This window comes from Streptomyces sp. NPDC104096 (assembly GCF_055584385.1).
Genome location: NZ_JBVJMD010000005.1, coordinates 237,735 through 262,290, shown reverse-complemented (window position 1 = coordinate 262,290; position 24,556 = coordinate 237,735). Strand labels below are relative to the sequence as shown.

General features: G+C 72.6%; 26 protein-coding genes. 12 read left to right on the top strand and 14 right to left on the bottom strand.

Features of this window, described 5'->3' with window-relative positions:
• The first annotated feature begins 177 nt into the window (after positions 1-177).
• Positions 178-1,305: a magnesium and cobalt transport protein CorA gene (locus ACZ60B_RS08745; protein WP_469385296.1), complete on the top strand. Its 1,128-nt coding sequence runs from the start codon at positions 178-180 to the stop codon at positions 1,303-1,305.
• Between the two features lie 34 nt (positions 1,306-1,339).
• Here ACZ60B_RS08745 and ACZ60B_RS08740 read toward each other — a convergent pair whose 3' ends face one another.
• Positions 1,340-1,972: a nucleoside/nucleotide kinase family protein gene (locus ACZ60B_RS08740; RefSeq protein WP_469385295.1), complete on the bottom strand. Its 633-nt coding sequence runs from the start codon at positions 1,970-1,972 to the stop codon at positions 1,340-1,342.
• Between the two features lie 134 nt (positions 1,973-2,106).
• On the opposite strand from ACZ60B_RS08740, the gene ACZ60B_RS08735 reads away from it, so the two are divergent.
• The 3 genes from ACZ60B_RS08735 (at position 2,107) to ACZ60B_RS08725 (ending at position 5,042) form a co-directional block, all read left to right on the top strand.
• On the top strand, positions 2,107-2,817 hold the full coding sequence (locus tag ACZ60B_RS08735; RefSeq protein WP_469385294.1) for a DUF2293 domain-containing protein: 711 nt from the start codon (positions 2,107-2,109) through the stop codon (positions 2,815-2,817).
• 80 nt (positions 2,818-2,897) lie between these two features.
• Entirely contained in the window at positions 2,898-3,377 is a 480-nt protein-coding gene (locus ACZ60B_RS08730; protein ID WP_469385293.1) for an anthrone oxygenase family protein, read from the top strand.
• Between the two features lie 177 nt (positions 3,378-3,554).
• Positions 3,555-5,042, top strand: a complete 1,488-nt coding sequence (locus tag ACZ60B_RS08725) for a glutamate synthase subunit beta (protein ID WP_469385292.1) — start codon at positions 3,555-3,557, stop codon at positions 5,040-5,042.
• A 53-nt stretch (positions 5,043-5,095) separates the two neighbouring features.
• Here the strand turns inward: ACZ60B_RS08725 and ACZ60B_RS08720 are convergent, their stop codons facing one another.
• Entirely contained in the window at positions 5,096-5,611 is a 516-nt protein-coding gene (locus ACZ60B_RS08720; RefSeq protein WP_469385291.1) for a carboxymuconolactone decarboxylase family protein, read from the bottom strand.
• A 47-nt stretch (positions 5,612-5,658) separates the two neighbouring features.
• On the opposite strand from ACZ60B_RS08720, the gene pdxR reads away from it, so the two are divergent.
• The gene (gene pdxR, locus ACZ60B_RS08715) at positions 5,659-7,119 is read left to right on the top strand and encodes a MocR-like pyridoxine biosynthesis transcription factor PdxR (RefSeq protein ID WP_469385290.1); all 1,461 of its coding nucleotides are present in this window, start codon (positions 5,659-5,661) and stop codon (positions 7,117-7,119) included.
• A 69-nt stretch (positions 7,120-7,188) separates the two neighbouring features.
• Here pdxR and ACZ60B_RS08710 read toward each other — a convergent pair whose 3' ends face one another.
• The 3 genes from ACZ60B_RS08710 to ACZ60B_RS08700 all read right to left on the bottom strand — a co-directional run bounded on the left by ACZ60B_RS08710 (position 7,189) and on the right by ACZ60B_RS08700 (position 9,275).
• The gene (locus tag ACZ60B_RS08710; RefSeq protein WP_469385289.1) at positions 7,189-8,004 is read right to left on the bottom strand and encodes an SAM-dependent methyltransferase; all 816 of its coding nucleotides are present in this window, start codon (positions 8,002-8,004) and stop codon (positions 7,189-7,191) included.
• A 134-nt stretch (positions 8,005-8,138) separates the two neighbouring features.
• A complete protein-coding gene (locus ACZ60B_RS08705) occupies positions 8,139-8,414 on the bottom strand; it encodes a DUF397 domain-containing protein (protein WP_450663465.1) in 276 nt (91 codons plus the stop codon).
• Positions 8,415-9,275 (bottom strand): helix-turn-helix domain-containing protein, encoded by an 861-nt coding sequence (locus ACZ60B_RS08700; RefSeq protein ID WP_469385288.1) that lies wholly within the window; start codon positions 9,273-9,275, stop codon positions 8,415-8,417.
• A gap of 275 nt (positions 9,276-9,550) precedes the next feature.
• On the opposite strand from ACZ60B_RS08700, the gene ACZ60B_RS08695 reads away from it, so the two are divergent.
• From ACZ60B_RS08695 to ACZ60B_RS08685, 3 genes are all read left to right on the top strand, one after another.
• On the top strand, positions 9,551-10,264 hold the full coding sequence (locus ACZ60B_RS08695; RefSeq protein WP_469385287.1) for an ATP-binding protein: 714 nt from the start codon (positions 9,551-9,553) through the stop codon (positions 10,262-10,264).
• A 32-nt stretch (positions 10,265-10,296) separates the two neighbouring features.
• Positions 10,297-10,698, top strand: a complete 402-nt coding sequence (locus ACZ60B_RS08690; protein ID WP_469385329.1) for a hypothetical protein — start codon at positions 10,297-10,299, stop codon at positions 10,696-10,698.
• Positions 10,699-10,897: 199 nt separating this feature from the next.
• Positions 10,898-12,760, top strand: a complete 1,863-nt coding sequence (locus ACZ60B_RS08685) for an ABC transporter ATP-binding protein (RefSeq protein ID WP_469385328.1) — start codon at positions 10,898-10,900, stop codon at positions 12,758-12,760.
• A gap of 61 nt (positions 12,761-12,821) precedes the next feature.
• On the opposite strand, the gene ACZ60B_RS08680 is transcribed toward ACZ60B_RS08685, so the two are convergent.
• From ACZ60B_RS08680 to ACZ60B_RS08670, 3 genes are all read right to left on the bottom strand, one after another.
• Positions 12,822-12,992, bottom strand: a complete 171-nt coding sequence (locus ACZ60B_RS08680) for a hypothetical protein (protein ID WP_162469210.1) — start codon at positions 12,990-12,992, stop codon at positions 12,822-12,824.
• Between the two features lie 156 nt (positions 12,993-13,148).
• The gene (locus ACZ60B_RS08675; protein ID WP_469385286.1) at positions 13,149-13,838 is read right to left on the bottom strand and encodes a DUF899 domain-containing protein; all 690 of its coding nucleotides are present in this window, start codon (positions 13,836-13,838) and stop codon (positions 13,149-13,151) included.
• 213 nt (positions 13,839-14,051) lie between these two features.
• Complete coding sequence (locus ACZ60B_RS08670) at positions 14,052-16,088, bottom strand: FUSC family protein (protein WP_469385285.1); 2,037 nt, start codon at positions 16,086-16,088, stop codon at positions 14,052-14,054.
• Positions 16,089-16,450: 362 nt separating this feature from the next.
• On the opposite strand from ACZ60B_RS08670, the gene ACZ60B_RS08665 reads away from it, so the two are divergent.
• Entirely contained in the window at positions 16,451-16,909 is a 459-nt protein-coding gene (locus tag ACZ60B_RS08665) for a GNAT family N-acetyltransferase (RefSeq protein WP_469385284.1), read from the top strand.
• Here ACZ60B_RS08665 and ACZ60B_RS08660 read toward each other — a convergent pair.
• Entirely contained in the window at positions 16,906-17,649 is a 744-nt protein-coding gene (locus ACZ60B_RS08660) for a uracil-DNA glycosylase (RefSeq protein ID WP_469385283.1), read from the bottom strand. The genes ACZ60B_RS08665 and ACZ60B_RS08660 overlap by 4 nt on opposite strands.
• 127 nt (positions 17,650-17,776) lie before the next feature.
• Between ACZ60B_RS08660 and ACZ60B_RS08655 the strand changes: the two genes are divergently transcribed.
• Entirely contained in the window at positions 17,777-18,358 is a 582-nt protein-coding gene (locus ACZ60B_RS08655; RefSeq protein ID WP_469385282.1) for an RNA-binding S4 domain-containing protein, read from the top strand.
• Between the two features lie 16 nt (positions 18,359-18,374).
• Here the strand turns inward: ACZ60B_RS08655 and ACZ60B_RS08650 are convergent, their stop codons facing one another.
• Positions 18,375-18,848: a DoxX family protein gene (locus tag ACZ60B_RS08650; RefSeq protein ID WP_469385281.1), complete on the bottom strand. Its 474-nt coding sequence runs from the start codon at positions 18,846-18,848 to the stop codon at positions 18,375-18,377.
• A 185-nt stretch (positions 18,849-19,033) separates the two neighbouring features.
• Between ACZ60B_RS08650 and ACZ60B_RS08645 the strand changes: the two genes are divergently transcribed.
• Positions 19,034-19,309, top strand: coding sequence for a DUF6343 family protein (locus tag ACZ60B_RS08645; protein WP_469385280.1), 276 nt, complete (start codon positions 19,034-19,036; stop codon positions 19,307-19,309).
• 178 nt (positions 19,310-19,487) lie between these two features.
• Here the strand turns inward: ACZ60B_RS08645 and ACZ60B_RS08640 are convergent, their stop codons facing one another.
• The 4 genes from ACZ60B_RS08640 to rpsA form a co-directional block, all read right to left on the bottom strand.
• Entirely contained in the window at positions 19,488-19,868 is a 381-nt protein-coding gene (locus ACZ60B_RS08640) for a tetratricopeptide repeat protein (RefSeq protein WP_469385279.1), read from the bottom strand.
• Positions 19,869-19,955: 87 nt separating this feature from the next.
• Positions 19,956-20,585, bottom strand: a complete 630-nt coding sequence (gene coaE, locus ACZ60B_RS08635; protein ID WP_469385278.1) for a dephospho-CoA kinase — start codon at positions 20,583-20,585, stop codon at positions 19,956-19,958.
• Positions 20,586-20,734: 149 nt separating this feature from the next.
• Entirely contained in the window at positions 20,735-21,673 is a 939-nt protein-coding gene (locus tag ACZ60B_RS08630) for a PAC2 family protein (RefSeq protein ID WP_351618574.1), read from the bottom strand.
• 201 nt (positions 21,674-21,874) lie between these two features.
• Positions 21,875-23,368: a 30S ribosomal protein S1 gene (gene rpsA, locus ACZ60B_RS08625; protein WP_152895055.1), complete on the bottom strand. Its 1,494-nt coding sequence runs from the start codon at positions 23,366-23,368 to the stop codon at positions 21,875-21,877.
• A 377-nt stretch (positions 23,369-23,745) separates the two neighbouring features.
• On the opposite strand from rpsA, the gene ACZ60B_RS08620 reads away from it, so the two are divergent.
• A complete protein-coding gene (locus ACZ60B_RS08620) occupies positions 23,746-24,555 on the top strand; it encodes a class I SAM-dependent methyltransferase (protein WP_469385327.1) in 810 nt (269 codons plus the stop codon).
• Position 24,556: the final 1 nt, after the last annotated feature.

Below are 24,556 nucleotides of genomic sequence, written 5' to 3'. Positions count from 1 at the left end.
GCGGGCGACGCCCCCGTCGGGCGGGGCCGGTTCGTCCACAGGCGGGAACCAAGCGGAATCTCCTGTTTCCACAGGCTTTTCCGTCGTTCCCCCGCACCTGGCAAACTGGCACGCCAGGGCGCAGGAGTACGGCGGTTCGGCAGTACGGCGCGAGGAGATCCACGCGAGGAGATCCAGATGTCCATGGCAGGGAATCTGCGAAGGGTCACCGAACTCGGCCGGGTCGGTGGCCTGCGCAGGGTGGCACGGCTCACTCGTCGGCGGCCGCGCGTCGACCTGAGTCACCCCGCGCGGTCCCCGCTCGGCTCTTCCGTGGTGAACTGCGTGACGTACCGGGACGGCGTCCGGGCACCGGGCGGGCGCGATCTGGTCGATGCCGTGGCGCGGGTGCGCAAGTCCGGCGACGGTTTCGTCTGGCTCGGCCTCCACGAGCCCACGGACCAGGAGTTCGCGGGGATCGCCGAGCTGTTCGACCTGCATCCGCTGGCCGTCGAGGACGCGGTCGAGGCGCACCAGCGCCCGAAGGTCGAGCGGTACGGCGAGACGTTGTTCGCGGTGTTCAAGACGGTCTGCTACGTCGAGCACGAGGAACTCACCGCGACCAGCGAGGTGGTGGACACCGGCGAGATCATGGTGTTCGTCGGCCATGACTTCGTCATCTCGGTGCGGCACGGACGGCACGGCTCGCTGGGTCCGCTGCGCGAGGAGCTGGAGAGCGATCCGGTCCAGCTCGCCAAGGGACCCTCGGCCGTGCTGCACGCGATCGCGGACCATGTGGTCGACGACTATCTCCATGTCGCCGACTCGATGCAGTCGGACATCGACCAGGTCGAGACGGACGTGTTCTCGGCGGACGGCGCCCGGACCGACCCGGGCCGTATCTACCAGCTCAAGCGGGAACTCCTGGAGCTGAAGCGGGCGGTGGTGCCGCTCGCCCGGCCGCTGCTGGACCTCTCGGACCGGCCCATGCGGGTGGTCGACACCGAGATACAGGCCTACTTCCGCGATGTCTCCGACCATCTGCTGCGGGCCACGGAGCAGATCGCCTCCTTCGACGAACTGCTCAACTCCATTCTCCAGGCGCACCTCGCGCAGGTCACGGTCGCGCAGAACGAGGACATGCGCAAGATCACGGCATGGGCCGCGGTGATCGCCGTGCCGACGATGGTCTGCGGGGTGTACGGGATGAACTTCGATCACATGCCGGAGCGACACTGGCAGTTCGGCTATCCGCTGGTCCTCGCCGTGATCGCCGTCGCCTGTCGGGCCCTGCACCGCGGGTTCCGGCGCAACGGCTGGCTCTGAGGCACGACGGCACGACTGCGGTCCGGTGGGCGGGTCAGCCGCCCCACGCCGGATGCCGGGGGTCGTCCGCGCGCACCAGGACGTCGGCCGTGCCGGCCGGGTCGGTCTCCCGCTCGTAGTCCTCGAAGGCGGGGAGCGTCCAGCGGTCGGCCTCGGGGGTGCGGCGACGCAGGGCGGACTGCGAGAGGAGGACGTGGACGCTCAGGTCGAACGGGAACCAGTGACGCAGCAGGAGGGGGCCGTGCAGCAGGAGGACGCCGCCCGGCGGGAGCCGGACGTAGGAACTGCGGGTGGCACGGTCGGAGACCGGGTCCCAGAGGTCGGGCAGGATGCGCCCGTCGCCGCCCGGTTCGAGAGGTCCGAAGACCTCGCGCCACAGGGCTTGGGTGTCGAACCAGCCGTTGTAGTAGGACTCCACGTCGTGGTGGCCGTGCTCCAGCCGGAGCGAGGCCGGACGCAGGAAGCCCTCCGTTCCCACGACGGCCGAGGGACGGCCGCGCAGGCGCAGGGCTTCGGCGACCCGCTCGGCGAGATCTCCGGGGCGGGCCGCGGGGGCGCCGTCGAAGGCGATCCGGGGCCAGGGGCTGCCGTCGCCCGGCTTCAGGTCGAGCAGCCGCTCGGCGAGCAGGTCGCCGAGCCGTTCCCAGGTGATCGCTTCGAGTCGCACACCGCCATGATGCCGCGTCGGGCCGGGGCACGGCGGCCGCCGGTCCCGGACCAGGACCGGTGCTCGCCGGTCGCGCGGTGCCGCTCGCCGCGGACGTGTGTGACGGCGGGCTCACCGGTGGGAAAGAACCCGATATGGCGCTCTTTGCAACTCCTCATACCGGTACCGGACTTCGGGACGGACTTCTCGTCGTCCAGCCTGTGCGGCGCAAGCAGTGCGCCGGGTGCCGTCGCGGGCCGCTGCCGATGCTCGTCCTGGAGGACGGCGTACCGCGCTGCCTCGACTGCGCCGACCTCGGACATCTGGTGTTCCTGCCGCGCGGCGACACCGCGCTGACCCGCAGATCGCGGGAGGAGAGCGCGCTGTCGGCGGTGGTCGTGCGGTTCAACCGGCGCCGGGCCCGGTACGAACGCCAGGGCGTCCTGGTCGAGGAGTCCGCGCTGGCCCGTGCCGAACGGCGCTGCCTGGCGGACGCGGAGGCGCGCAGGCGGCGCCGGGCGCGGGACGCCCGACGGCGGGCGGCCGAGGATCTGCGGTTCACGGGCGCCTTCGCGGCGGAGATACGACGGCTGTTTCCCGGTTGTCCCGAGGACCGGGCACGGGAGATCGCGGCGCACGCGTCGGCGCGCGGCAGTGGCCGGGTGGGGCGCAGCGCGGCCGGCCGGGCGCTCTCGGAGGGCGCGGTGGTCTCGGCGGTCGTGGCCTCCGTACGGCATCTGGACACCCCGTACGACGAGCTGCTGATGAGCGGGGTGCCACGGCACCGGGCACGGCGGCAGATCGCGGCGGACGTGGAGTCGACGCTCACGGGATGGCGCGGTGACGAGCCCGTCCCCGCCCGGTGAGCCGGTGGCCGTGAATTCACTTGTGACAGCGGAAGGCGCCGGGCAGGATCTCGGCTCGACGGGTGGGAGCTGACGCAGAGATGATCGACGGACCGTACTTGGTACTGGCGGCGCTTGGTGTCCTCGGCACGGGACTGATGGCCGGCGTCTTCTACGCCTTCTCGGTTCTGGTCGTGCGGGGACTGGCCGCGCTTCCGCCCGCCCGGGGAGTCGCCGTGATGAACGCGATCAACTCCTCCGCCATGACACCCGCGTTCATGGTCGTGTTCTTCGGTGTGGCCACGGTGTGCGCGGTGATCGCCGTGGTGACCTTCGTCCTGTGGCCGGACGACGGGACGGTCGAGCTGCTGCTGGGCAGCGCGCTGTACCTGGCCGGTTCGTTCGGCGTGACGGTGATCGCGAACGTGCCGCGCAACGCCCAGCTGATGCGACTGGAGCCGGACACCCCGGAGGCTGCCGCCTACTGGCCGGCCTACCTGCGCGAGTGGACGAGATGGAACCACATACGCGCGGCCGCCTCGGCGCTGTCCGCGGTCGTGTACCTGCTGGCGCTCGTCTGAGCGCGCCGCGGTCCCCCGTCGGGACGCCCGTCCGGGCACCCGACGATCCTCGCGCGGGCCGGTGGGAGAAAGCGCTGTATGCCGCTCTGCGCGTGCGGCCCGGGAGACGTATCGTGGCCGGAAGAGCGCCGCCCGATGACGCACGGCCCGTCGCACGCGCGAGCAAGGAAGACGGCCATGGCCGATCCCAAGGGTTTCATGACGACGCCCCGCCAGGAGTGGGCCCGTCGGCCCGTCGAGGAGCGGGTCCGGGACTGGGACGAGGTGTACGTCCCCGGGGCGCTGCTGCCCATCATCAGCAGACAGGCCGACCGTTGCATGGACTGCGGCATACCGTTCTGCCACGATGCCTGTCCGCTGGGCAACCTGATCCCCGAGTGGAACGACCTGGTCTCCCGGGAGGACTGGCGGGCGGCGGGCGACCGGCTGCACGCCACCAACAACTTCCCCGAGTTCACCGGGCGGTTGTGTCCGGCACCGTGCGAGGCGGGGTGCGTGCTCGCGATCAACCAGCCGGCCGTCACCATCAAGAACGTCGAGTGCGCGATCGCCGACCGGGCCTGGGAGGAGGGGTTCGTGCCGCCCCGGCCGCCGGACCGGCTGACCGGGCGGACGGTGGCCGTGATCGGTTCGGGCCCCACCGGGCTCGCCGCCGCCCAGCAGCTCACGCGGGCCGGGCACACCGTCGCCGTGTACGAGAAGGACGACCGGCTCGGCGGGCTGATGCGGTACGGCATCCCCGAGTTCAAGATGGAGAAGCGCCATCTGGAACGGCGGCTGAGGCAGATGCGGGCCGAGGGGACGAAGTTCCGTACGTCCACGGCGGTCGGCCGGGACGTGGGCGCGGCCGAGCTGCGGACGCGGTACGACGCCGTGGTGGTCGCCACGGGCGCCACCGCGTGGCGGGAACTGAGCGTCCCGGGACGCGAGTTGGCGGGCATCCACCAGGCGATGGAGTATCTGCCGCTGGCCAACCGGGTGTGCGAGGGGGACCTGGAGTCCTCGCCGATGTCCGCCGTGGGCAAGCACGTCGTGATCGTCGGCGGCGGTGACACCGGAGCGGACTGTCTGGGGACCGCGGTGCGCGAAGGGGCCGCGTCCGTCACCCAGCTCGACATCTACGCGCAGCCGGACGCCGAGCGCGACGAGGACATCGATCCCTGGCCGACGTATCCGAAGGTCTACCGGCTGTCGGCCGCGCACGAGGAGGCGCGCGACCTGGAGACGGCGCCCGCGGCGCACGCGGACGCCCGGCTGTTCGCCGCGTCCACGCTCCACTTCGCCGGCGACGCCGACGGGCAGGTGCGGTCGCTGCATCTGGTCGAGGTGGACGCGCTGCGCAGACCGGTGGCCGGCTCGGGGCGTACGCTCCCCGCCGACTTCGTACTGCTCGCCCTCGGCTTCTCGGGACCCGACCGGCAGGACGGGCTGATCGACCAGCTCGGGCTGGGGCTCGAACCGCGCGGCACGATCACCCGGGACGGCGGCTTCGCGACGAACGTCCCCGGGGTGTTCGCCGCGGGGGACGCGGCGCGCGGCCAGTCGCTCATCGTGTGGGCGATCGCGGAGGGCCGGGCGGTGGCCGCGGCCGTCGACCGCTATCTGACGGGGAGTTCCCGGCTCCCGGCGCCGGTCGGGCCGTACGACCGGCCCATGGTCGTGTGAACCGGTCCGGCCAGGTCCTGCGAACCGGTCCATCCTGACCAAGACGAAAGACCCTAGCGCCGTTGGTCCGTGCCCGCCCGCTTCGCCGTCGACAGTGCCACCCGGTTCCAGGTGTTGATCGCGAGGATCAGGGCCAGCAGGTGCGCCAGTTCCTGCTCCTCGAAGTGGGCCGCCGCCTCGGCGTAGACGTCGTCCGGGACACCGGTGTCGGCCACCAGGGTCACCGCCTCGGTCAGGGCGAGGGCCGCCCGCTCCTTCCCGGTGAAGAAGTGGCGGGCCTCGCGCCAGACGGCGACCATGTGCAGCCGGTCCTCGCTCTCGCCGGCCTTGCGGGCGTCGTTGGTGTGCATGTGCAGGCAGTACGCGCAGTGGTTGAGGTGCGAGGCGCGGATCTGGACCAGTTCGACGAGGGCAGGGTCGAGGCCCTCGCGGGCCGCGGTGTCGAACCCGACGAGGGCACGGAAGACCTTCGGGGCGGCCTTGGCGAAGTCGAGGCGGCCGGGCTCGTCGGTGCGGGTGTCCGTGATCGTGGCCGGGTTCGCCGTGCGGGTGTTCGCGTTCGTCGTCATGTGCTTCAACCTATGGCCCGGAAAGACCTCTTGTAGGGTGCAATTCCATGGTGGAATCGTGGGTCAATTCGGCGGAGCGGATCGGCAGCGACCTGCATCTGGAGCTGTCGTCGGCGGGTCCCGGCGGGCGTCGGGCCGCGGTCGTCCGTGCGCTGCGCGAGGCCGTACGCGACGGTCGGCTGCCGCCGGGGACCCGGCTGCCGCCGTACCGCTCGCTCGCCGCCGACCTCGGGGTCGCCCGCAACACGGTGGCGGACGCGTACGCGGAGCTTGTCGCGGAGGGGTGGCTGACCGCCCGCCAGGGCTCGGGCACGCGCGTCGCCATGGGGATGTCCGCCCCGCCGCCGGGGCGCCGAGGCGGCTCCGCGCCGCCGCGCGATGTCACCCGGGTGCCCCGCAAGGCGCCCCCACGCGCGCGTGGCCCCCGCCACGACCTGCGGCAGGGCACCCCCGACGCGTCGTCCTTCCCGCGCTCGGCCTGGCTCACCTCCTACCGGCGGGCGCTCCAGCAGGCGCCGAACGAGGTGTTCGGACCGGGCGACCCGGCCGGCCGGATCGAACTGCGCGAGGCCCTCACCGAGTACCTGGCACGGGCCCGCGGGGTGCGCACGGATCCGGACCGGATCGTGGTCTGCTCCGGCTTCGCGCACGCCCTGCGCCTGCTGTTCGGCCAGGGCGCGGGCGGGATCCTGCGCGGGCCGCTGGCGGTGGAGGCGTACGGGCTGGGATTCCACCGGGACCTGCTCGCCACGGCGGGCGTGCGGACCGTACCGCTGCCGGTGGACGAACACGGCGCGCTCGTCGGTGGGTTGGGCCGGGAACGGGGCGTGCTGCTCACGCCCGCGCATCAGTTCCCGACCGGGGGCCCGCTGCACGCCGAGCGCCGGGCCGCGGTGATCGACTGGGCACGGGCGCGAGGCGGTGTGGTCGTCGAGGACGACTACGACGGGGAGTTCCGTTACGACCGCAAGCCCGTCGGCGCGCTCCAGGGCCTCGATCCCGACCGGGTCGTCCTCGTCGGCTCGGTGAGCAAGAGCCTGTCGCCGGCCCTGCGGCTGGGGTGGATGGTCCTGCCGCGGCGGTACGTCGCCGACGTACTGGCCGCCAAGGGCGAGCGCGAGGCGTGGGCGAGCGTGCCGGACCAGCTGTGCCTGGCCGACTTCATCGCGTCGGGGTCGTACGACCGTCATGTGCGGCGGACCCGGCAGCGTTACCGCGGCCGCCGCGACCGGCTCGTCGAGGCGCTCGCCGCGCGGGCCCCGCACATCGAGGTCACCGGGGTCGCGGCCGGTCTGCACGTGGTGCTCCGGCTGCCGGACGGCACCGAGCGGTCCACCGTCGAGGCGGCCGGGCGGCGGGGCGTCGCACTGGACGGCCTCGCCGCGTTCCGGCACCCGGAGACGGACATGGCGGTGCGGGACGGGCTGGTGGTGGGGTACGCGACGCCCTCGGACCATGCGTACGGGGCGGCCGTCGAGGCACTGTGCGGGGTGCTGCCCCCGCCGTGAACCCGGGGCGGCCCCCCAGCCGCGACGGCCGCGGGCCTCACCCCTTGCGGACCCCACCCCTTGCGGGTCTCACCCCTTCCTGGCCACCGCACCGTATCCGGGTATGACCCCGTCCTCCTGGCCCGGGACCGGTTCGCCCAGTTCGGGGTGCCACTCGGGCACCACCGCGATCCCGGGCTCGACGAGGTCCAGGCCGTGGAAGAACCGGCCGAACTCGTCGCGGGAGCGCAGGGCGAGGGTGATGCCGGCCGCCCGGAGCTTCGCGATCGCCGCCGCGGACTCCTCGGGGGTGAAGTCGGCGGTGGCGTGGGTCATCATCAGGTAGCTGCCGGACGGGAGTTCGGACAGCAGCCGGCCGACCAGTTCGTGCGCGCCGTCCTCGTCGGGGATGAAGTGCAGCAGCGCGATGAGGGAGAGCGCGATCGGCCGGTCGAAGTCGAGGATCTTCCTGGCCCCCTCGACTATGGCGGCCGGATCGCGCACGTCGGCCTGGAGGTACTCGGTCAGGCCGTCCGGAGTGCTGCGCAGCAGGGCCGCCGCGTGGGCCAGCACGATCGGGTCGTTGTCGCAGTAGACGACGCGGGCGTCGGTCGCGATGCCCTGGGCGATCTGGTGCAGGTTCGGCTCGGTCGGGATGCCGGTGCCGATGTCCAGGAACTGCCGTACGCCGCGCTCGGCCAGCCAGCGGGTGGCACGGTGCATGAACGCGCGGTTGACCCGTGCCATGACGGGGACACGCGGGTCGAGGGCCAGCATCTGCCGGCCCATCTCCTCGTCGACGGGGTAGTTGTCCTTGCCGCCGAGATACCAGTCGTACATCCGCGCGGGATGCGGTCGGCTGGTGTCGATCCGGACAGCGCCGGTGGGGTGGTCCTGCCCGGTCATACAACACTCCGTAACTGGTGGGCGCGAACGTCGATCATGGTCAATGGGGAACCAAGGTAAGGGAGTTGAGACAGTCATCGGTTTAACGGGTCGAGCGGGAGAGCAATTCAAGCCAGCCGTGCAGGACGGGCCGTTCAGGACAGGAGGAAGTCCGCCTCCCCGGCCTTCGCGCCCTCGATGAAGGCGGTCATCTCGTCGGACGTGTAGATCAGTGCGGGCCCGTCGGGGTCGGTGGACTGCCGGACGGCGATCCGGCCGTCCGCGAGCTTCATGGCCTCCAGGCAGTTGCCCCCGTTGCCGCCGCTCCAGGGCTTGTGCCAGCCTTCGCTGCCCAACTCCCGCGCGGGCATGCCGTTGTAGATCCGCTCGGTGCGGATCCGCGACCTGGTCTGGGACTTGATGCGGTCCATTCACAACTCCTTGCGGAGATCCTGGAGGATCTCCTTCGTGCGATGTGCAGTAGCGGCCTGCGCCGCCATGCGGTCCATGACCTCCAGGTGGGTCGCCACCTCGGAGCGCGCGTCCAGATAGACGGCGCCGGTCAGGTACTCGCTGTAGACCATGTCCGGAAGTTCGGGCATGGCGAATCGGAACAGCACGAAGGGCCCGTACGTGCCGGGATGCGGACCGTTGGCGAACGGCGCGATCTGGAGCGTCACGTTGGGCAGCTTCATGGCGTCGAGCAGCTTGTCGACCTGGGCCCGCATCACCTCCGCGTCGCCGACCGGACGGCGCAGCACGGTCTCGTCCATCACCACCCAGAGCCGGGGCGCGTCCTGCCGGGTGAGCAGTCCCTGCCGCTGCATGCGCAGGGCGACATGGCGCTCGATGTCGTCGGGACTGGTCTGGCCGATGGCGCCCGACTTCAGCACCCCGCGCGCGTAGTCCTCGGTCTGGAGCAGTCCGGGCACGAAGTGGGGCTCGTACTGGCGGATGAGACCGGCCGCCCCCTCCAGGCTGACGTGCATGGAGAACCAGCCGGGCAGGATGTCGTGGAAGCGCTGCCACCAGCCCGGCTGATTGGCCTCCTCGGCGAGCCGGACGAACGCCTCGGCCTCTGCGTCGGAGATCCCGTAGGCCTTCAGGAGCAGTTGGAGGTACGGGATCTTGAGCGTGACCTCGGCCATCTCCATGCGCCGGACCGTGGCGGGGGCGACCCGGAGGATCTGCGCGGCCTCCTCGCGTTTGAGTCCGGCGCGCTCCCGCAGGTCCAACAGGCGCCTGCCGAGGACGACCTGACCGACGGTCGGCGCGGACCGCGGTTCACTCACGCTCCACCTCCACGAAAACTCCCGGCAGGACGGCTCGGTCGCACAGATCGCCGGCTGCCCGGCCGGTCCGGTGACAAAGGAACGACAAAAGAATCCCCGACAGCCCTACGGCGCCACTCGAAGACCCACCCGAAGACCCGGACGGATCTCCGCTGATCCCAACTGGCGCCGCTCGACGTGCTGTTGCAAGCAGTGTGCCACGGCCCTCCACCGCGTCACACAGCACTCTGCATTTTTCAGAGTGACACTTGCCAAGTGTTCACGGCGGGGCGATAGTGGCAAGCGTGATTCCGTCCGCGCCCTTAGGAACAGACGCCGCCGCAGGCCGCCCCCTCGGTCTCGGTGCCGATGGGGGTCCCCCCGATCGTGCCCGTTCCGAACCCGGGGAGGCAGTCGGCCCCGTCCGGCTCGGCGCCGAGCGCCGGTTCCGGTTCGAGCTGGCCGCACACCCGGCTTCGCCCACCCAGGCGAGACGGCTGACGCGAGCCCGGCTGACCGGCTGGTCGGTGTGCGAGGACACCTGCGACACCGCGGTGCTCGTCGTCTCCGAGCTGGTCACCAACGCGATCGTGCACACGGCGAGCAGTCGCGTCGTCTGCGAACTGCACGACGGCGACGACCGGGTGCGCATAGCGGTGCGCGACGAGGGCTGCACGCCGGGTGAGCCCCACCCGTCCCCGCAGCGGTCCGAGGAGGAACACGGTCGAGGGCTGCTGCTGATCGAGGCGCTGTGCCACTCCTGGGGCGCCCATGAACAGGGGTCGGGGCTGCTGGTCTGGGCGGAGATCCCCCGCGGGACCGCCACGCCGCGCATTCCCGCGCAGCCGCACAACGACCTGGGCTGGGGCACCCGCCCGAAGCCCGGGCCGCCCGGCGGCCCGGGCGACGACGACGAGCCGCGACAGGAGCGACGGGAGCACCCGCAGCACGCACCGGCGGCCGCGGAGACCCCGTCGCACGCCCGGCGCCCGGAGCGGGGCGGCGCGTGAGCACGCTCTCCGGTCCCGGCCAACTGCTCGGCATGGACACGCTCATGCGGCTGCGGCGCGACCGGCAGACGCCGCCCGCCCGCCACCGCCTGGTCGTCCCCGACGACATGACCGTCCCGCTCGGCTGCGACGCGGTGGCGGCGCCCGCCGGCCTCGGACCACTGCTGCTCCCCCGCCTGCCGCGCGTGGGATGCGTGTACGCCGACGGGACGCGCTGGTGGTGGATCGTCCCGTCCGACTCGGACCACGCGCTGGAGTGGCCCGCCGCCACGCACTACGCCGCGGGAGCGGTCGTCCCGGACGCCGCGCGCCTTCCTCGGCTCATCCACCGACCGGACGGTACGGTTCCGTACACTCCGCCGATCCCGCTCTACCTGGCCCTGTGCCGGCTGACCGGGACCGCACCCGCCTGGTCGCGGCCGATCGGCGTCTGACGCTCCGGGCGTACGCCCGCGCGCGTGCACGTCCCGGCTGTGCGCCCTGCCCTGAAGCAGTACCTCCCGCGATAGTGGCCGTTCGTGTCCGGTGGTCCACGACCGGGGGAGGTCGACGGTGGCGAAGCGACGTGACACGGACGCACCCGAGGTGTCCGAGTCGGAGCGGCTCCTGTTCGGCGGTGCCCTCCGTTACGACATGGGCTGGAACCAGCACGCGGACGCCTTCCTGGAACTGAACTTCCGGGCCATGCTGACCCGCCTGCCCGCGCTGCTCGCCTCCAGCCTCCGGCTGGCCCGGCAGGCCGACCGCGTCGCCGCGCGGACCGTGCTGACCGCGGAGGCGGGCCGGGGCCTGACGCAGGCGGTGGGCCTGTTCACGGTCAACAGCGTGCTGGGCGGGCTGATGGGCGGCGGCCCGATCGAGGACCGGCTGCGCGGTGCCGTCCCCGCCCTGACCGTGATGGCCGCCGTCCTGCTGGTGGGGGCGCTGCTGCGGGCCGCGTCGACGTACGCCACCGGCCGGCTGGAGCCCAAGGTGGAGCGGGTGGCGACCGAGCTGTATCTGGAGCGGGCGGCGGCCGTGGAGCTGTCCGCGATCGAGGACCACGCCTTCCACAAGCTGCTGGACACCGCACAGTACGGCGCCTCCTCCGCCCGCCGGATGATCATCTACGGCACCCGGGTGGTGAACGCGATGATCTCCCTCGTCGCGGCGGCCGGCGTACTGACCGTGCTGCACCCGGTCCTGCTCCCGCTGCTGGTGACGATGACCGTGCCGAGCGCCTGGAGCGCGCTGACCAACGCCCGCCGCCGTTACGAGTCCTTCCACGTCTGGGTGCAGCACGCCCGCGCCGGACAACTCATCAGCGGTCTGCTCACCGAGCCGGCGGCCGCGCCGGAGATCCGGCTGCACGGGGTCGGCCCGTTCCTGCTGCGCCACTTCCGGGCGATGTCGGAGTCGGCGGAGGCGGAGCAGGCCCGGCTGGCCCGGCTCGCGGCCCGCACCGGACTGATCGCGGCGCTCTGGACCGGCCTGGCGACGGTGGCGACGTACGCGACGCTCGGCGCGCTGCTGGTCACCGGCACGATGGCGCTGTCCGTGGCGGGCACGGCCGTGATCGCGATCCGTACCGGTTCGTCGAGCCTGGACACCCTGGTCCTGGAGGTGAACTCGCTGCACGAGGAGGCGCTGTTCGTCGGCGACCTGGAGCGGCTGTACGTCGAGGCGGCCGAGCGGGCCATCCCGGCCGGGGGCGCGTCGCTGCCGGAGGACCCCCGGGAGATCCGGTTCGAGAACGTCACGTTCGGCTATCCGGGCGACGCCGGCCGTCCCGCGCTGGACGACATCAGTCTCGCCTTCCCGCTCGGCCGGATCGTCGCGCTGGTCGGCGAGAACGGCTCGGGCAAGACGACCCTGGTCAAGCTGCTCGCGGGCCTGTACAAGCCGGACCGGGGGCGGATCCTGTGGGACGACGTCGACGCGGCGACCGCGGACCGGCACCGGCTCGCCGAGCGGATCGCGATGGTGGCGCAGGACTTCAAGCGGTGGCCGTTCACCGCCCGGGTCAACGTCGCCGTCGGCCGTTCCTCGGCGCCGCTGACCGAGGAGCGGCTGAGCACGTCGATCGGCGAGGCGGGCGCGGAGCAGGTGGTCGCCGACCTGCCCCGGGGGCTGGACACCCTGCTGGCCCGGAACTTCAGCGGCGGCCACGAGCTGTCCGGTGGGCAGTGGCAGCGGCTCGGGATCGCCCGGGCCGCCTACCGGCGCGGGCGCATCCTGATCGTGGACGAGCCGACGGCGGCGCTGGACGCCCGGGCCGAGCTCGAGGTCTTCGAGAAGATCCGGGCGCTGGCAGGCACCGGCCAGACGGTCGTCCTCATCACCCACCGGCTGGCGTCCGTGCGCCACGCCGACCTGGTTCATGTACTCGACCAGGGGCGACTGGTGGAGTCCGGCACCCCCGACGAACTGCTCGGCAGCGGTGGCGTCTACGCCGAGCTGTACGCGCTCCAGGCCGGACAGTTCACTGCGACGGTGCCCGCCCCGAAGGCGGGCTGAGCACCTGTTCCGCGCCCCCGATCCCGCGTCCCTCGTCCGGTGTCGCTCTGTTCCGTGGCCCTTATTCCGTGTCCCTGCCGCGGACTATCACCAGGAAGGTGTCCGTCGCGAGGTCCATGACGACCTCGGCGGGCAGGCCCTCCTGCCGTCGCGCGTGTGCGAACTCCTCCGCGGGCCACGAACCGCGCGGCCCACCCGCGGGAAAGCGTTCGAGCACTGTTCGCCCGTTCACCACCCTGCACCTCCAGAAAGCGTCGTACGTGCAGGAGTCAACGCCGTCCGGGGGTCTTGCGGCTCCCTCAGTTGCGGGACTGAGACGTAGCTGACACCCGTTCACCGCGGAATGCGGAAGTCCCGTGGCGTCCCGGGCCCGTCGGCACCGTCCGGGTCAGTCCTCGTACTCGTCGTGGTAGAGCACGCGTTCGCCGCCCGAGACCGCCCCGAGAGCCCAGGCGCGCCCGGCGGGTTCCTCCCACTCCTCCTGCCGTCCCAGCGCCGTGAGGTCCAGCAGGCTGGTGGTCGAGCCGAGGCCGTCGAGACCGCGCCCGTAGGCGGAGTAGGTGTGGAAGACCCGGTCGTGGTCCCGCAGGAAGCAGCTCAGGCCGGGCCGCTCCACGAGCTCCCCGTCACGTTCCAGCGTCGCCTCGAAGTCGTGGTTGAAGTCGCCGAGGGACGAGGAGTACCAGGGCACCGTCCAGCCCATCCGCGCCTTGAACGGCAGCAGGGAGGTGTACGGCGCCCGGGACACCACCGCGAACGTCGTCCCGCGGGCCCGCAGATGCGCGAGGTGCCCGATCTGGTCGAGGAACGCCGAGCAGCCGCGGCAGCCGGCGTCCCACCCTGGCGCGAACATGAAGTGGTGGAGCACGAGTTGCCGCCGCCCCTCGAAGAGCTCGAGCAGAGTGGCCTTGCCGTCGCCGCCCTCGAAGACGTACTCCGTGTCGATCTCGACCATGGGCAGACGGCGCCGCTCGGCGTTGAGGGCGTCACGAGCGCGCGTCACGGCCTCCTCCTTGAGCAGCAGTTCCTCGCGCGCCGCACGCCACTGCGTGCGCGAGACGACCTCCGGAAGCGACATGACTCCTCCTGTGCGACGGTCCGTTCCCCTGGGTGACCGTCGAAAGAAGCGGAACTCATCGCCGCCCCGCTGAATTCTCACCCGGGATCTCCCGGACGGACCCGGCTGCGCACGGCCATGTCCCCACGTCGACGTACGACGGTGTCGTGCCGCCGGGCGAGCCGAACCGCGCACCACACACCACGCACCGGTACGGGTGCGTCCCGACGAGTCCTAGCCGGCCCGGACGGCCCCGACGGGCAGGGGCAGTCGGAGCGCGCCGAGACCGGCCCGCTCGCGCACCCTCGCCAGCTCCTCCAGCAGCGCGGTGAGCCGCTCGGCGTGGCGGGGCGTGAGCCGTCCCGTGTCGTCGAGGTGCACGGCGCAGGCGGTGGTGGTGTCGACCAGTCGTTCGAGCAGGGCCGCGACCTCGTCGGTGCCCTCGGTGTGCCGGGCGAGGGCGGGCAGTTCGGCGGCGGCGTGCGCGATGGCCGTACGGGCCTCGGCGAGCGTGCGATAGGCCTCGCGCCGCAGGGTCCAACGGGTGGCACGGGCCCCGGACCCGAGGGCGGCGGGCCCCGGGGCGGTGCCGTCAGGGGCGGCGGGGGCGGCGGGGACCGCGGCTGACGGGTGGGGCGACGGCGACCCGCCGGACGTGTGGGATCCGCCGGGCGCACGGAGTCCGCCGGAGGCGCGGGATCCGCCGGGACCGGGCGCACGGGGCTCGTCGAGGACGTGGGCGAGGTAGGCGTGCGCGGCGCTGCCCGCCGTGGCCAGTCGGGCGCGTACGCCCCCGCCCCGCTCCCCCGGCATCGGCAGATGCCCGACGATCAGCACGATCGCGCAGGCCAGCAGCGTCTCGGCGATCCGGCTCACGGAGGCCTGCGGTTCACCGCCGACCATGACCAGGGCGAGGACGAGCACGGTGACGACGGCGGTCTGCGCGGCGAAGTGGCGGGTGGAGACCGGCACGAGGGCACCGCAGACCGCGACGAGCACGACGAGTCCCCCGGGCCCGGGCAGGACCTCGGCGAGGACGGCGAAGACGAGGGCACCGAGGACGGTTCCCGCGGCCCGGCACAGCACCCGGGACGCCAGCGGCCCGAGGTCGGGCTTGACGAGGAAGACGGCGGTGGCGGGCAGCCAGTACCAGTGCGCGTGCCGCCCGTACCAGTGGGCGTGGTGCAGCGCCTGGGCGACGGCCACGCTGGCCCCGAAGCAGAGGGCGACCCGCAGCCCGTACTCGCGCCCGCCGCCGCCGAGGACGGTCCGGAGCAGGTCCCCCGCGGTCCGCCTCCGGGTGTGCAGGTCGGCGCCCGCGCCCCGGTCGAAGGCGTCGGCGGCGTGCAGCAGGGCGTCGTCCAGGGCGCGCAGGGCGGGCAGGGAACGGCTGGGCGCGGGCAGCGGTCCGGTGGGGGCCCCCGTCCGCACGGCGACGGCGAGCCGCCGGAGCGCCTCGCCGGTCCGTCCGGACACCTCCTCACCCGCCCAGGCGAGCGCGGTCGCGGCCTCGGCCAGGGGCAGCGCGGCGGCGTACTGCGTGTGCAGCCGTCGTTCGGCGGCGGAACCGGCGTGCCGTCGCAGCCGGGGCCCGGCGAGCGCGTCCTGGGCGTGGTCCAGGGCGGCGGTGAGCGCGGCCCGCCGGGCGGTCGCCCGGGCGCCGCCGACGGCGTCGAGCAGGTCGGCGACGGCGTCGTACACCCCGGCCACCGCCTCCCGTTCCCCGTCGAACCGGAAGTCACCGGTGAGGGCTCCGGGTGTGGGCAGGGCGATCCGCAGCACGAGCAGCCACGCGGCCCCCGCCAGGAAGACCAGGGCACGCTGCCAGCCGCTCTCCGGCAGGGGCATCCCGGCGCCGATGGCGGCGGTGACGAGCAGTTGCGTGGCAGCGCCGGAGGCGACGGGCCCGATGGCGCTGACCCCGCCGGCGAGCAGGGCCACCGCGGTGAGCAGCGCCGTGAGGACCACGGGCGCGGTGTGCTGCCCGGCGTACGTGCCGACGAGCAGCCCGGCCGCGCCGGCGAGCGCGGGCACCCCCAGCCGCTTGACGGCGGCCCGGCGGCTGCCCGGCCGGTCATTGAACCCGGCGAGCATGGCGGCGATGGCCGCGACGACACCGAGGGAGGTGCGTCCGGCGAGTACGGCGGCGAGCAGCAGGGGGCCTGCGGCCAGCGCGCCCCGGGTGGCCGCGCTCCAGGGGACGGGGCCGCGCTGGGTGCGCAGGGTGTGGGCGAGCCAGGGCGGCAGGGCGGGTGCGGCGGGGCGGGGCACGGAACTCCTTCGTCGGGCGCAGGCGGGGTGTGCCTTCGGACGACGTCGGCCGGGCGGTGGGCAGCGAGCTGCGAGCTGCGAGCTGCCGACTGCACTCTCCACCGTAGAACATGTTTATGGAGAAGACGGAACGCTCATATTTCCATGGCGTTACAGGCACTCCACCATGGATACGACGGCAACTCCCGACGGCCGGAATGCGACGGCCGGTGTCCGGGGCGCAGGAGCGCACGGCTCGGGCCGGCGGTGTCTCGACGGTCGGAAAATACGGGTGCGGGTCACGGGAGGGGCGTGGATGATCGGGAGGTTGTCCGGAGATCGCGGCCACCGCTGCCGGTCCCGGTGAGGGAAGGGGACCGCCCGTGAGTTCTGATCGCGTCGTCGTGCTTCGCCGGGCCGCCGGTGCCGACGCCGGACCGGCGGCCGAGGTCTGGCTGCGCTCGTTCGCCGCCGCGCTGCCCTCGGTCGTCAGACCGCGCTCCGACGACGACGTGCGCGACCACTTCCGGAACGTGGTGGTGCCGTCGCGGGAGACCTGGGTCGCGGAGACGGCCGGTGCGGTCGTCGGGGTGATGGTCCTCGACGGCGAGCTGCTCTCCCAGCTCTACCTCGCCCCCGACTGGCGCGGCCGGGGCCTCGGCGACCGGTTCGTCGCACTGGCCAAGGAGCGCAGCCCGCGGGGCCTGACGCTGTGGACGTTCCAGGTCAACGAACCGGCCCACCGCTTCTACGAGCGGCACGGCTTCGTGGCCGTCGAGCGCACGGACGGCAGCGGGAACGAGGAGCGGGAGCCGGACGTGCGGTACGTGTGGCGGCCTTAGGACCTGTCCGGCGGATCGTGCCGCAGACGCAGGGTCTGTCGCGCCTGGCGCGCACTCCCGAGCCCCGCCGCCTCCGCGGCCGTGCGCAGCACCTCGCGGAGCATGGCGGGAGTGAGCCGGCCGGTGAAGGTGTTGCGCTGGCTGACGTGGAAGCAGCCGAAGAGCTCCAGCCCGTCGAGGGACACGTGGGCGCCGTGCCCGAAGGCCGGGCGCGGCCGCGGGATCGCCCAGCCCGCCGCGTCGAGCGCGGGCAGCGCCGCCTGCCAGCCGAACGCGCCGAGCACCACCACGGCGCGCAGGGTCGGCCGCAGCAGGGTGAGCTCCTGGACCAGCCACGGCCGGCAGGTGTCGCGCTCCGCGGGCGTGGGCTTGTTGGCGGGCGGGGCGCAGTGCACGGGCGCGGTGACGCGGACGCCGTACAGCTCCAGGCCGTCGTCGATGTCGACGGAGGTCGCCTGCGAGGCGAGGCCGACGTCGTACAGCGCCTGGTACAGCACGTCCCCGGAGCGGTCGCCGGTGAACATCCGGCCGGTGCGGTTGCCTCCGTGGGCGGCGGGCGCCAGGCCGACGATCAGCAGCGACGCGTCGGCGGGCCCGAAGCCCGGCACCGGGCGTCCCCAGTACGTACGGTCGGCGAAGGCGGCCCGTCTGGTACGGGCGACCTCCTCGCGCCATGCCACGAGCCGGGGGCACGCCGTGCACCCGGTGATCCGGGCGTCCAGAGCGGCCAGGCAGTCCATACGGCCACCGTAGACCCGTACGACACCACCCACCGGACGGACCGGAGCCGTGCGGGCCGGGTGAAGCGTGCGCCGCGGCCGGAAAACCCCGCGGAACGGACGGGTCCCGGAGGCTAGAGTCGGGACCATGGGTGTTGAGGACTCGGACGGCGCGTACGGAGTGAGCGGCGCGCACACCACCGACGGCGGGCACAAGGCGGACGGCGCGGAGGGCGCGGACGGCACGGACGGCACGGACGGCGCGACCGTGCCGGATCCGAAGGTCGCCGCCGCGATCGCCGCCGCCGAGGCGGCCGGCCCCGCGAGCGGCCAGTCCGTGCGCCTCGACAGCTGGATCTGGTCCGTACGGCTGGTCAAGACCCGTTCCCAGGGCGCCACCGCGTGCCGGGGCGGACACGTACGGGTGAACGGCGAACGGGTGAAGCCCGCGCACTCGGTCCGCGTCGGCGACGAGGTACGGGTACGGCAGGAGGGCTGGGAGCGGGTCGTCGTGGTGAAGCGGCTGATCCGCAAGCGGGTCGGCGCGCCGGTGGCCGCCCAGTGCTACGTCGACAACAGCCCGCCGCCCCCGCCCCGCGAGTCCTTCGCCCCGGCGGGTGTCCGTGACCCGGGCACCGGGCGCCCCACCAAGCGGGACCGCCGGGAGACCGAACGGCTGCGCGCCCTGAACGGGCTGCGCGGCCCGGGTGCCCGTTCCGAAGGACGGTGACCGCGGGCCACGGCCGTCACGCTCGGCACCGCCGTACCGTTCGCAGCAGCTCGGCGTTGTGTCCACGCCTGGCCCGGGCGATGAGGGCGAGCGGCACGAGGAGGATGAGCGGGGTCGCCGCGTTCTGCCCGTCGAAGACGGTGACCTGGACGACGAACGCCCCGATCATCAGCGCGCCCAGCGCGATCGCGGCCACCGACTGGAGCACCGGGACCAACAGGGCCACCGCGCCGGCCAGTTCGAGCGCGCCGATGGTGTACATGCCCGCGCTGCCCCAGCCGATGCGGTCGAACGACTCGGTGGCCGACGGGTGCGCGATCAGCTTCGGCAGCGCGCTCGCCAGCGCGTAGAAGAGGGCGAGCAGCACCTGGAGACCGCGCAGGGCGATCCGCCCGGCACGCGCTGTACGGGCGGTCGGGACCTGTCGGCTGCCGTCGGTGACGGATGCGGCGGATGCGGTGGCGACGGCGGGAGCGGCGGTCTCGGACATGGGGTCTCCTGTGTGAGCGGGTCCGTGGTGCTGTCACAGGGGTAGACCGGGGCGCGCGGCGGAACTCATCGCGACTCGTCGCCGTCCACGGTGGTCACGGCTGCTGCCGCGGCACGCGGTGCCGGCCGTCGCACGGGCCGCTTGGAGAACGCCCGCACCGGAGAGTACGTTGCAGACAGGAGCAGGTGATCCTGGTGCGTACGGGCAACGAGCCGACGACAGCGCGCAGTGCACTGCGGCTGCGGTTCTGGCTGAGCGTGTGGGGGCTGGTCTGGACGGTCTTCGGGACCGTGGCCTTCCTGCTGGTCGGCCGGCCCGGCTGGGCCGCCGCCTGCGGGGCGCTGTGGCTGGTCATCACCGTCGACCTGTCGATGATCCTCAAGCACATGAGGCAGGGCCCGCACTACCAGCCGGGCCGCGACGTCCCGCCGTACCGGCCGCCCGAGCCCCCGCGTCCCTGACCGGGGCGGGCGACGGGCTCAGGAGCCTGCCGGCCGACCCGGGATTCGAACGGCCGGCGCGGGAGCCGGACAGCCGGCGCGGGAGCCGGACAGCCGACGCGGGAGCCGGACAGCCGGCACAGGAGCCCGACAGCCGGCACAGGAGCCCGACAGCCGGCACAGGAGCCCGACAGCCGACTCAGGAGTCGAAGCGGGCCGCCTTCAGGTACTGCGGCTTCGGGTCCAGCGCGGCGGCCAGCCGGAAGTGGCGCTTGGCCTGGCCGTGCCGTCCCTGCCGCTCGTAGGTGCGGGCGAGCGCGAAGTGCGCGAACGCGTTGTCCGGCTCGCGCTCCAGGACGATCGTGAACTCCAGTTCGGCGGGCCGCAGTTGCGCGGCCGCGAAGAAGGCCCGCGCGCGCAGCAGCCGGGCGGCGGTGTTCTCCGGGTGCGCCGCGATGACGCCGTCCAGCAGCTTCACCGCGCCCCGCGGGTCCCGGGCCGCGAGCAGCTGCTCGGCGGCGCGGAAGTCGATGACATGCGTCTCCGGAGTACGTCCGGTCGAACCGCTGGTTTCGGGCACGCGAAATTCCTTCCCTTGCCGGGATGGTTCAACGCCCGGACCGCGCACCCCTATTCCCGGCGTGGTTCCAGGGGATGATTCCCGGGTTCACTCCCCGGGGCCGCGGTCCGCCTCCCGCGACGACCGCGCCCGGTGCGCGAGATCCGCCCACACCTCGCGTACCCGTCGCTCCAGCCGGTCGAGCGGCACGTCGTTGTCGATGACGATGTCGGCGATCTCCAGGCGCTTCTCCCGGCTCGCCTGGGCGGCCATCCGCGCGCGGGCGTCCGCCTCGGTCATACCGCGCAGGCGTACGAGCCGGTCGAGCTGGGTCTCGGGGGCGGTGTCGACGACGACCACGACGTCGTAGAGCGGCGCGAGGCCGTTCTCGGTGAGCAGCGGGACGTCGTGGACGACGACGGAGTCCTCGGCCGCGGCGCTCTCCAGCTCGCGCGAGCGGGCGCCGACGAGCGGGTGGACGATCGAGTTCAGGACGGCGAGCTTCTCCGGGTCGGCGAAGACGAGGGAGCCCAGCCGTGGCCGGTCGAGGCTGCCGTCCTCGGCGAGCACCTCCGCGCCGAAGGCGTCCACGACGGCCGCGAGTCCGGGGGTCCCCGGGGCGACGACCTCCCGTGCGATCCGGTCCGCGTCGATCAGCACGGCCCCGCAGGACACGAGCTGCCGCGACACCTCGCTCTTGCCGGCTCCGATACCGCCGGTCAGGCCCACGGACAGCACGACCGCGCCTCCCCCTCATGATGCCCCGCCGCCGCGGGGAGTTACGACCTGCTCCGACCGCCGTCGTCCGGGCCCACCGGGTCACCCCCGCCGGGGGTGGCGCCGTGGGCGCGGACGAGTGGCACGCCGCCGTGCGGCAGCGTATCGGATCAGTTCTCGCCCTCCCGCTCCGCGAGGAACTTCTCGAACTCCCGGCCGATCTCGTCCGCCGACGGGATGTCGACGGGCTCGGCGAGCATGTTGCCCCGGCTCTCGGCGCCCGCGGCCGCGTCGTACTGGTGCTCGAGGCCCTGGACCAGGGAGGTGAGCTCCTCGTCGCCCTCCTGGATCTGCCGCTCTATCTCGGTCTGCGTCCGGTGCGCGTCGGTGCGCAGGGCGTGCGCGATGCCGGGCAGGACCAGGCCGGTGGCGGCGGTGACGGACTCCAGAACGGTCAGGGCCGCGTCCGGGTACGGGGAGCGGGCGATGTAGTGGGGCACGTGGGCGGCGACGCCCAGGACGTCGTGGCCGCCCTCGATGAGCCGGTACTCCACGAGCGCCTCGGCGCTGCCGGGGACCTGTGCCTCGTCGAACGGGCTGCGATGGCCCGGGACGAGGTCCGTGCGGTTGCCGTGCGGGGTGAGGCCCACGGGGCGGGTGTGCGGGACGCCCATGGGGATGCCGTGGAAGTTCACGGACAGCCGGACGCCGAGCCGCTCCACGATCTGCTGGACGGCCGCGGCGAACCGCTCCCACTCGACGTCCGGCTCGGGGCCGGACAGCAGCAGGAAGGGCGCCCCGGTGGCGTCCTGGACGAGCCGCACGTCGATGGCGGGCTCGTCGTAGTCCGTCCACTGGTCGCGCTGGAAGGTCAGCAGCGGGCGGCGGGCCCGGTAGTCCACGAGCCGGTCGTGGTCGAAGCGGGCCACGACCTGGTGGGGCAGCGAGTCGAGGATCCGGTCGACGATCTGCTCGCCGGTCTCGCCCGCGTCGATGTATCCGTCGAAGTGGTAGAGCATGACAAGTCCGGCCGACTCCTGGGCCAGCGCCATGTCGACGACGCCCAGCCCCTTCGGCTCCCATGCGTACAAACCCTGCGGATCAAGCACTTGGACCGCTCCTCCTCGTGTTCCTACTAGAGAACGTCGTGGACGACGCACGCATTCCCGGACCGCGACCTTGATCGGACGGCGCCCCACGGGCCCTCGGGCGCACCGGCCCCGGGAACACGCATCGGCAGACACGAGCACCGAGGGCCCGCACCCGGGTGGGTGCGGGCCCTCGGCAGAGAGCTAACTACTGCTCAGCGATCAGCTCTGGCCGCCGGCCAGCTTCTCGCGCAGCGCGGCAAGCGCCTCGTCCGAGGCCAGCGCGCCGGACGTGTCGGCACCCTCGGAGGAGTACGAACCGCCACCGGACGCGGCCGGAGCCGCGGCCTCGCCGCCCTCGGCGGCAGCGGCCTCGTCGGCCTCGCGGGACTTGATGACCTGAGCCTGGTGCTGCTCGAAGCGCTGCTGCGCCTCGGCGTACTGGTGCTCCCAGGCCTCGCGCTGGGTCTCGTAGCCCTCGAGCCAGTCGTTGGTCTCGGGGTCGAAGCCCTCGGGGTAGATGTAGTTGCCCTGGTCGTCGTACGACGCGGCCATGCCGTACAGGGTCGGGTCGAACTCGACCGAGGCCGGGTCGGCACCGAAGGACTCGTTGGCCTGCTTCAGCGAGAGGCTGATGCGACGACGCTCGAGGTCGATGTCGATGACCTTGACGAAGATCTCGTCGTTGACCTGGACGACCTGCTCCGGGATCTCCACGTGGCGCTCGGCCAGCTCGGAGATGTGGACCAGACCCTCGATGCCCTCGTCCACGCGGACGAACGCACCGAACGGAACCAGCTTCGTGACCTTACCCGGGACGACCTGGCCGATCTGGTGGGTACGGGCGAACTGCTGCCACGGGTCCTCCTGCGTCGCCTTCAGCGACAGGGAGACACGCTCGCGGTCCATGTCGACGTCGAGGACCTCGACGGTGACTTCCTGGCCGACCTCGACAACCTCGGACGGGTGGTCGATGTGCTTCCAGGACAGCTCGGAGACGTGAACCAGACCGTCGACGCCACCCAGGTCCACGAAGGCACCGAAGTTGACGATCGAGGACACGACGCCGGAGCGGACCTGACCCTTCTGGAGGGTCGTGAGGAACGTCTGGCGGACCTCGGACTGGGTCTGCTCCAGCCAGGCGCGGCGGGACAGGACCACGTTGTTGCGGTTCTTGTCCAGCTCGATGATCTTGGCCTCGAGCTCCTTGCCCACGTAGGGCTGGAGGTCGCGGACACGGCGCATCTCGACGAGCGAGGCCGGCAGGAAGCCACGGAGGCCGATGTCGAGGATGAGACCACCCTTGACGACCTCGATGACGGTACCGGTGACGATGCCGTCCTCTTCCTTGATCTTCTCGATGGTGCCCCAGGCACGCTCGTACTGGGCGCGCTTCTTCGAGAGGATCAGACGGCCTTCCTTGTCCTCCTTCTGGAGAACAAGGGCCTCGATCTCGTCGCCGACCTTGACGACCTCGTTCGGGTCGACGTCGTGCTTGATCGAGAGCTCGCGGCTCGGGATCACACCTTCGGTCTTGTAACCGATGTCGAGCAGGACCTCGTCCCGGTCGACCTTCACGATGACGCCGTCGACGATGTCGCCGTCGTTGAAGTACTTGATCGTCTCGTCGATCGCGGCGAGGAAGGCTTCCTCGTTACCGATGTCGTTGACCGCAACCTGCGGGGTGGTGGCGGTGGTCTCGGTGCTGCTCGTCATGTGGGAAAGGGCTCCGGTTACGGACAGAAAGTCGTAGGTACTGCTACGCCGGGAGCCCGTGATCGCTCTGATGAAGCCGGACAGCCAAGGAAGCGCCACACCGAGAGAACTCCGATGGCGCCTCGAAAACCGAGGGGACATACAACAGATGCGAGCGCAGCCTGCTAGGTCTGAGGAGCGCAGGCTCGCAGCGCAACTTGTAGCATACGGGGGCAGCCGGGCAGGGTCAATGCGCGAAGGCGCACACCCAGGGCGGATCGCCCCAAATCCGGCACAAAAACTCGTCCCAGCAGGCCACACAGGCCGGGATACCCCTCCCGTGACACGCCCGGCGTGTTGCAGGGAAGTGGCCGCAGACTAATACGAGGGAGCCCATCATCCAAGAGCCCGAGACCTTCGAACCGGAAGCCACCCGCCGCGCCTCGGACATCACGGAGAGCGCGCGGGCCAACCGGGGCTGGTGGGACCGCAACGCCGACGAGTACCAGGTCGAGCACGGCACCTTCCTCGGGGACGACCGCTTCGTCTGGGGCCCCGAGGGCCTGGACGAGGTGGAGGCCGAGCTGCTCGGCCCGCCCGAGGACCTGAAGGGCCGGGACGTCCTGGAGATCGGCGCCGGCGCGGCCCAGTGCGCGCGCTGGCTGGCCGCCCAGGGCGCGCGTCCGGTCGCGCTGGACCTCTCCCACCGCCAGCTCCAGCACGCGCTGCGGATCGGCGGATCGTTTCCCCTCGTCTGTGCCGACGCGGCCGCGCTGCCCTTCGCGGACGCCTCCTTCGACCTGGCGTGCTCGGCGTACGGCGCGCTGCCGTTCGTGGCCGACCCGGTCCTGGTGCTGCGCGAGGTGCGCCGGGTGCTGCGGCCGGGCGGCCGGTTCGTGTTCTCGGTGACGCACCCGATCCGCTGGGCGTTCCCGGACGAGCCGGGCCCCGAGGGGCTGTCGGTGTCCGCCTCCTACTTCGACCGCACGCCGTACGTGGAACAGGACGAGGAGGGCCGGGCCGTGTACGTGGAGCACCACCGGACCGTCGGCGACCGTGTCCGCGACGTGGTGGCGGCCGGTTTCCGCCTGGTCGACCTGGTGGAGCCGGAGTGGCCGGCCTGGAACACCGCCGAGTGGGGCGGCTGGTCGCCGCTGCGCGGGAACCTGATCCCGGGGACGGCGATCTTCGTCTGCGTACGGGACTGAA

Coding starts and splice junctions, on each gene's coding strand:
- ACZ60B_RS08675 (WP_469385286.1), bottom strand. CDS start 13,838: ATGTCGCTTCCGGAGGTCGTCTCGCGCACGCAGTGGCGTGCGGCGCGC.
- ACZ60B_RS08710 (WP_469385289.1), bottom strand. CDS start 8,004: ATGACCGGGCAGGACCACCCCACCGGCGCTGTCCGGATCGACACCAGC.
- ACZ60B_RS08705 (WP_450663465.1), bottom strand. CDS start 8,414: ATGGACCGCATCAAGTCCCAGACCAGGTCGCGGATCCGCACCGAGCGG.
- ACZ60B_RS08685 (WP_469385328.1), top strand. CDS start 10,898: ATGGGCTGGAACCAGCACGCGGACGCCTTCCTGGAACTGAACTTCCGG.
- ACZ60B_RS08655 (WP_469385282.1), top strand. CDS start 17,777: ATGGGTGTTGAGGACTCGGACGGCGCGTACGGAGTGAGCGGCGCGCAC.
- ACZ60B_RS08660 (WP_469385283.1), bottom strand. CDS start 17,649: ATGGACTGCCTGGCCGCTCTGGACGCCCGGATCACCGGGTGCACGGCG.
- ACZ60B_RS08735 (WP_469385294.1), top strand. CDS start 2,107: ATGGCGCTCTTTGCAACTCCTCATACCGGTACCGGACTTCGGGACGGA.
- ACZ60B_RS08730 (WP_469385293.1), top strand. CDS start 2,898: ATGATCGACGGACCGTACTTGGTACTGGCGGCGCTTGGTGTCCTCGGC.
- rpsA (WP_152895055.1), bottom strand. CDS start 23,368: ATGACGAGCAGCACCGAGACCACCGCCACCACCCCGCAGGTTGCGGTC.
- pdxR (WP_469385290.1), top strand. CDS start 5,659: ATGGTGGAATCGTGGGTCAATTCGGCGGAGCGGATCGGCAGCGACCTG.
- ACZ60B_RS08650 (WP_469385281.1), bottom strand. CDS start 18,848: ATGTCCGAGACCGCCGCTCCCGCCGTCGCCACCGCATCCGCCGCATCC.
- ACZ60B_RS08690 (WP_469385329.1), top strand. CDS start 10,297: ATGGACACGCTCATGCGGCTGCGGCGCGACCGGCAGACGCCGCCCGCC.
- ACZ60B_RS08725 (WP_469385292.1), top strand. CDS start 3,555: ATGGCCGATCCCAAGGGTTTCATGACGACGCCCCGCCAGGAGTGGGCC.
- ACZ60B_RS08745 (WP_469385296.1), top strand. CDS start 178: ATGTCCATGGCAGGGAATCTGCGAAGGGTCACCGAACTCGGCCGGGTC.
- ACZ60B_RS08720 (WP_469385291.1), bottom strand. CDS start 5,611: ATGACGACGAACGCGAACACCCGCACGGCGAACCCGGCCACGATCACG.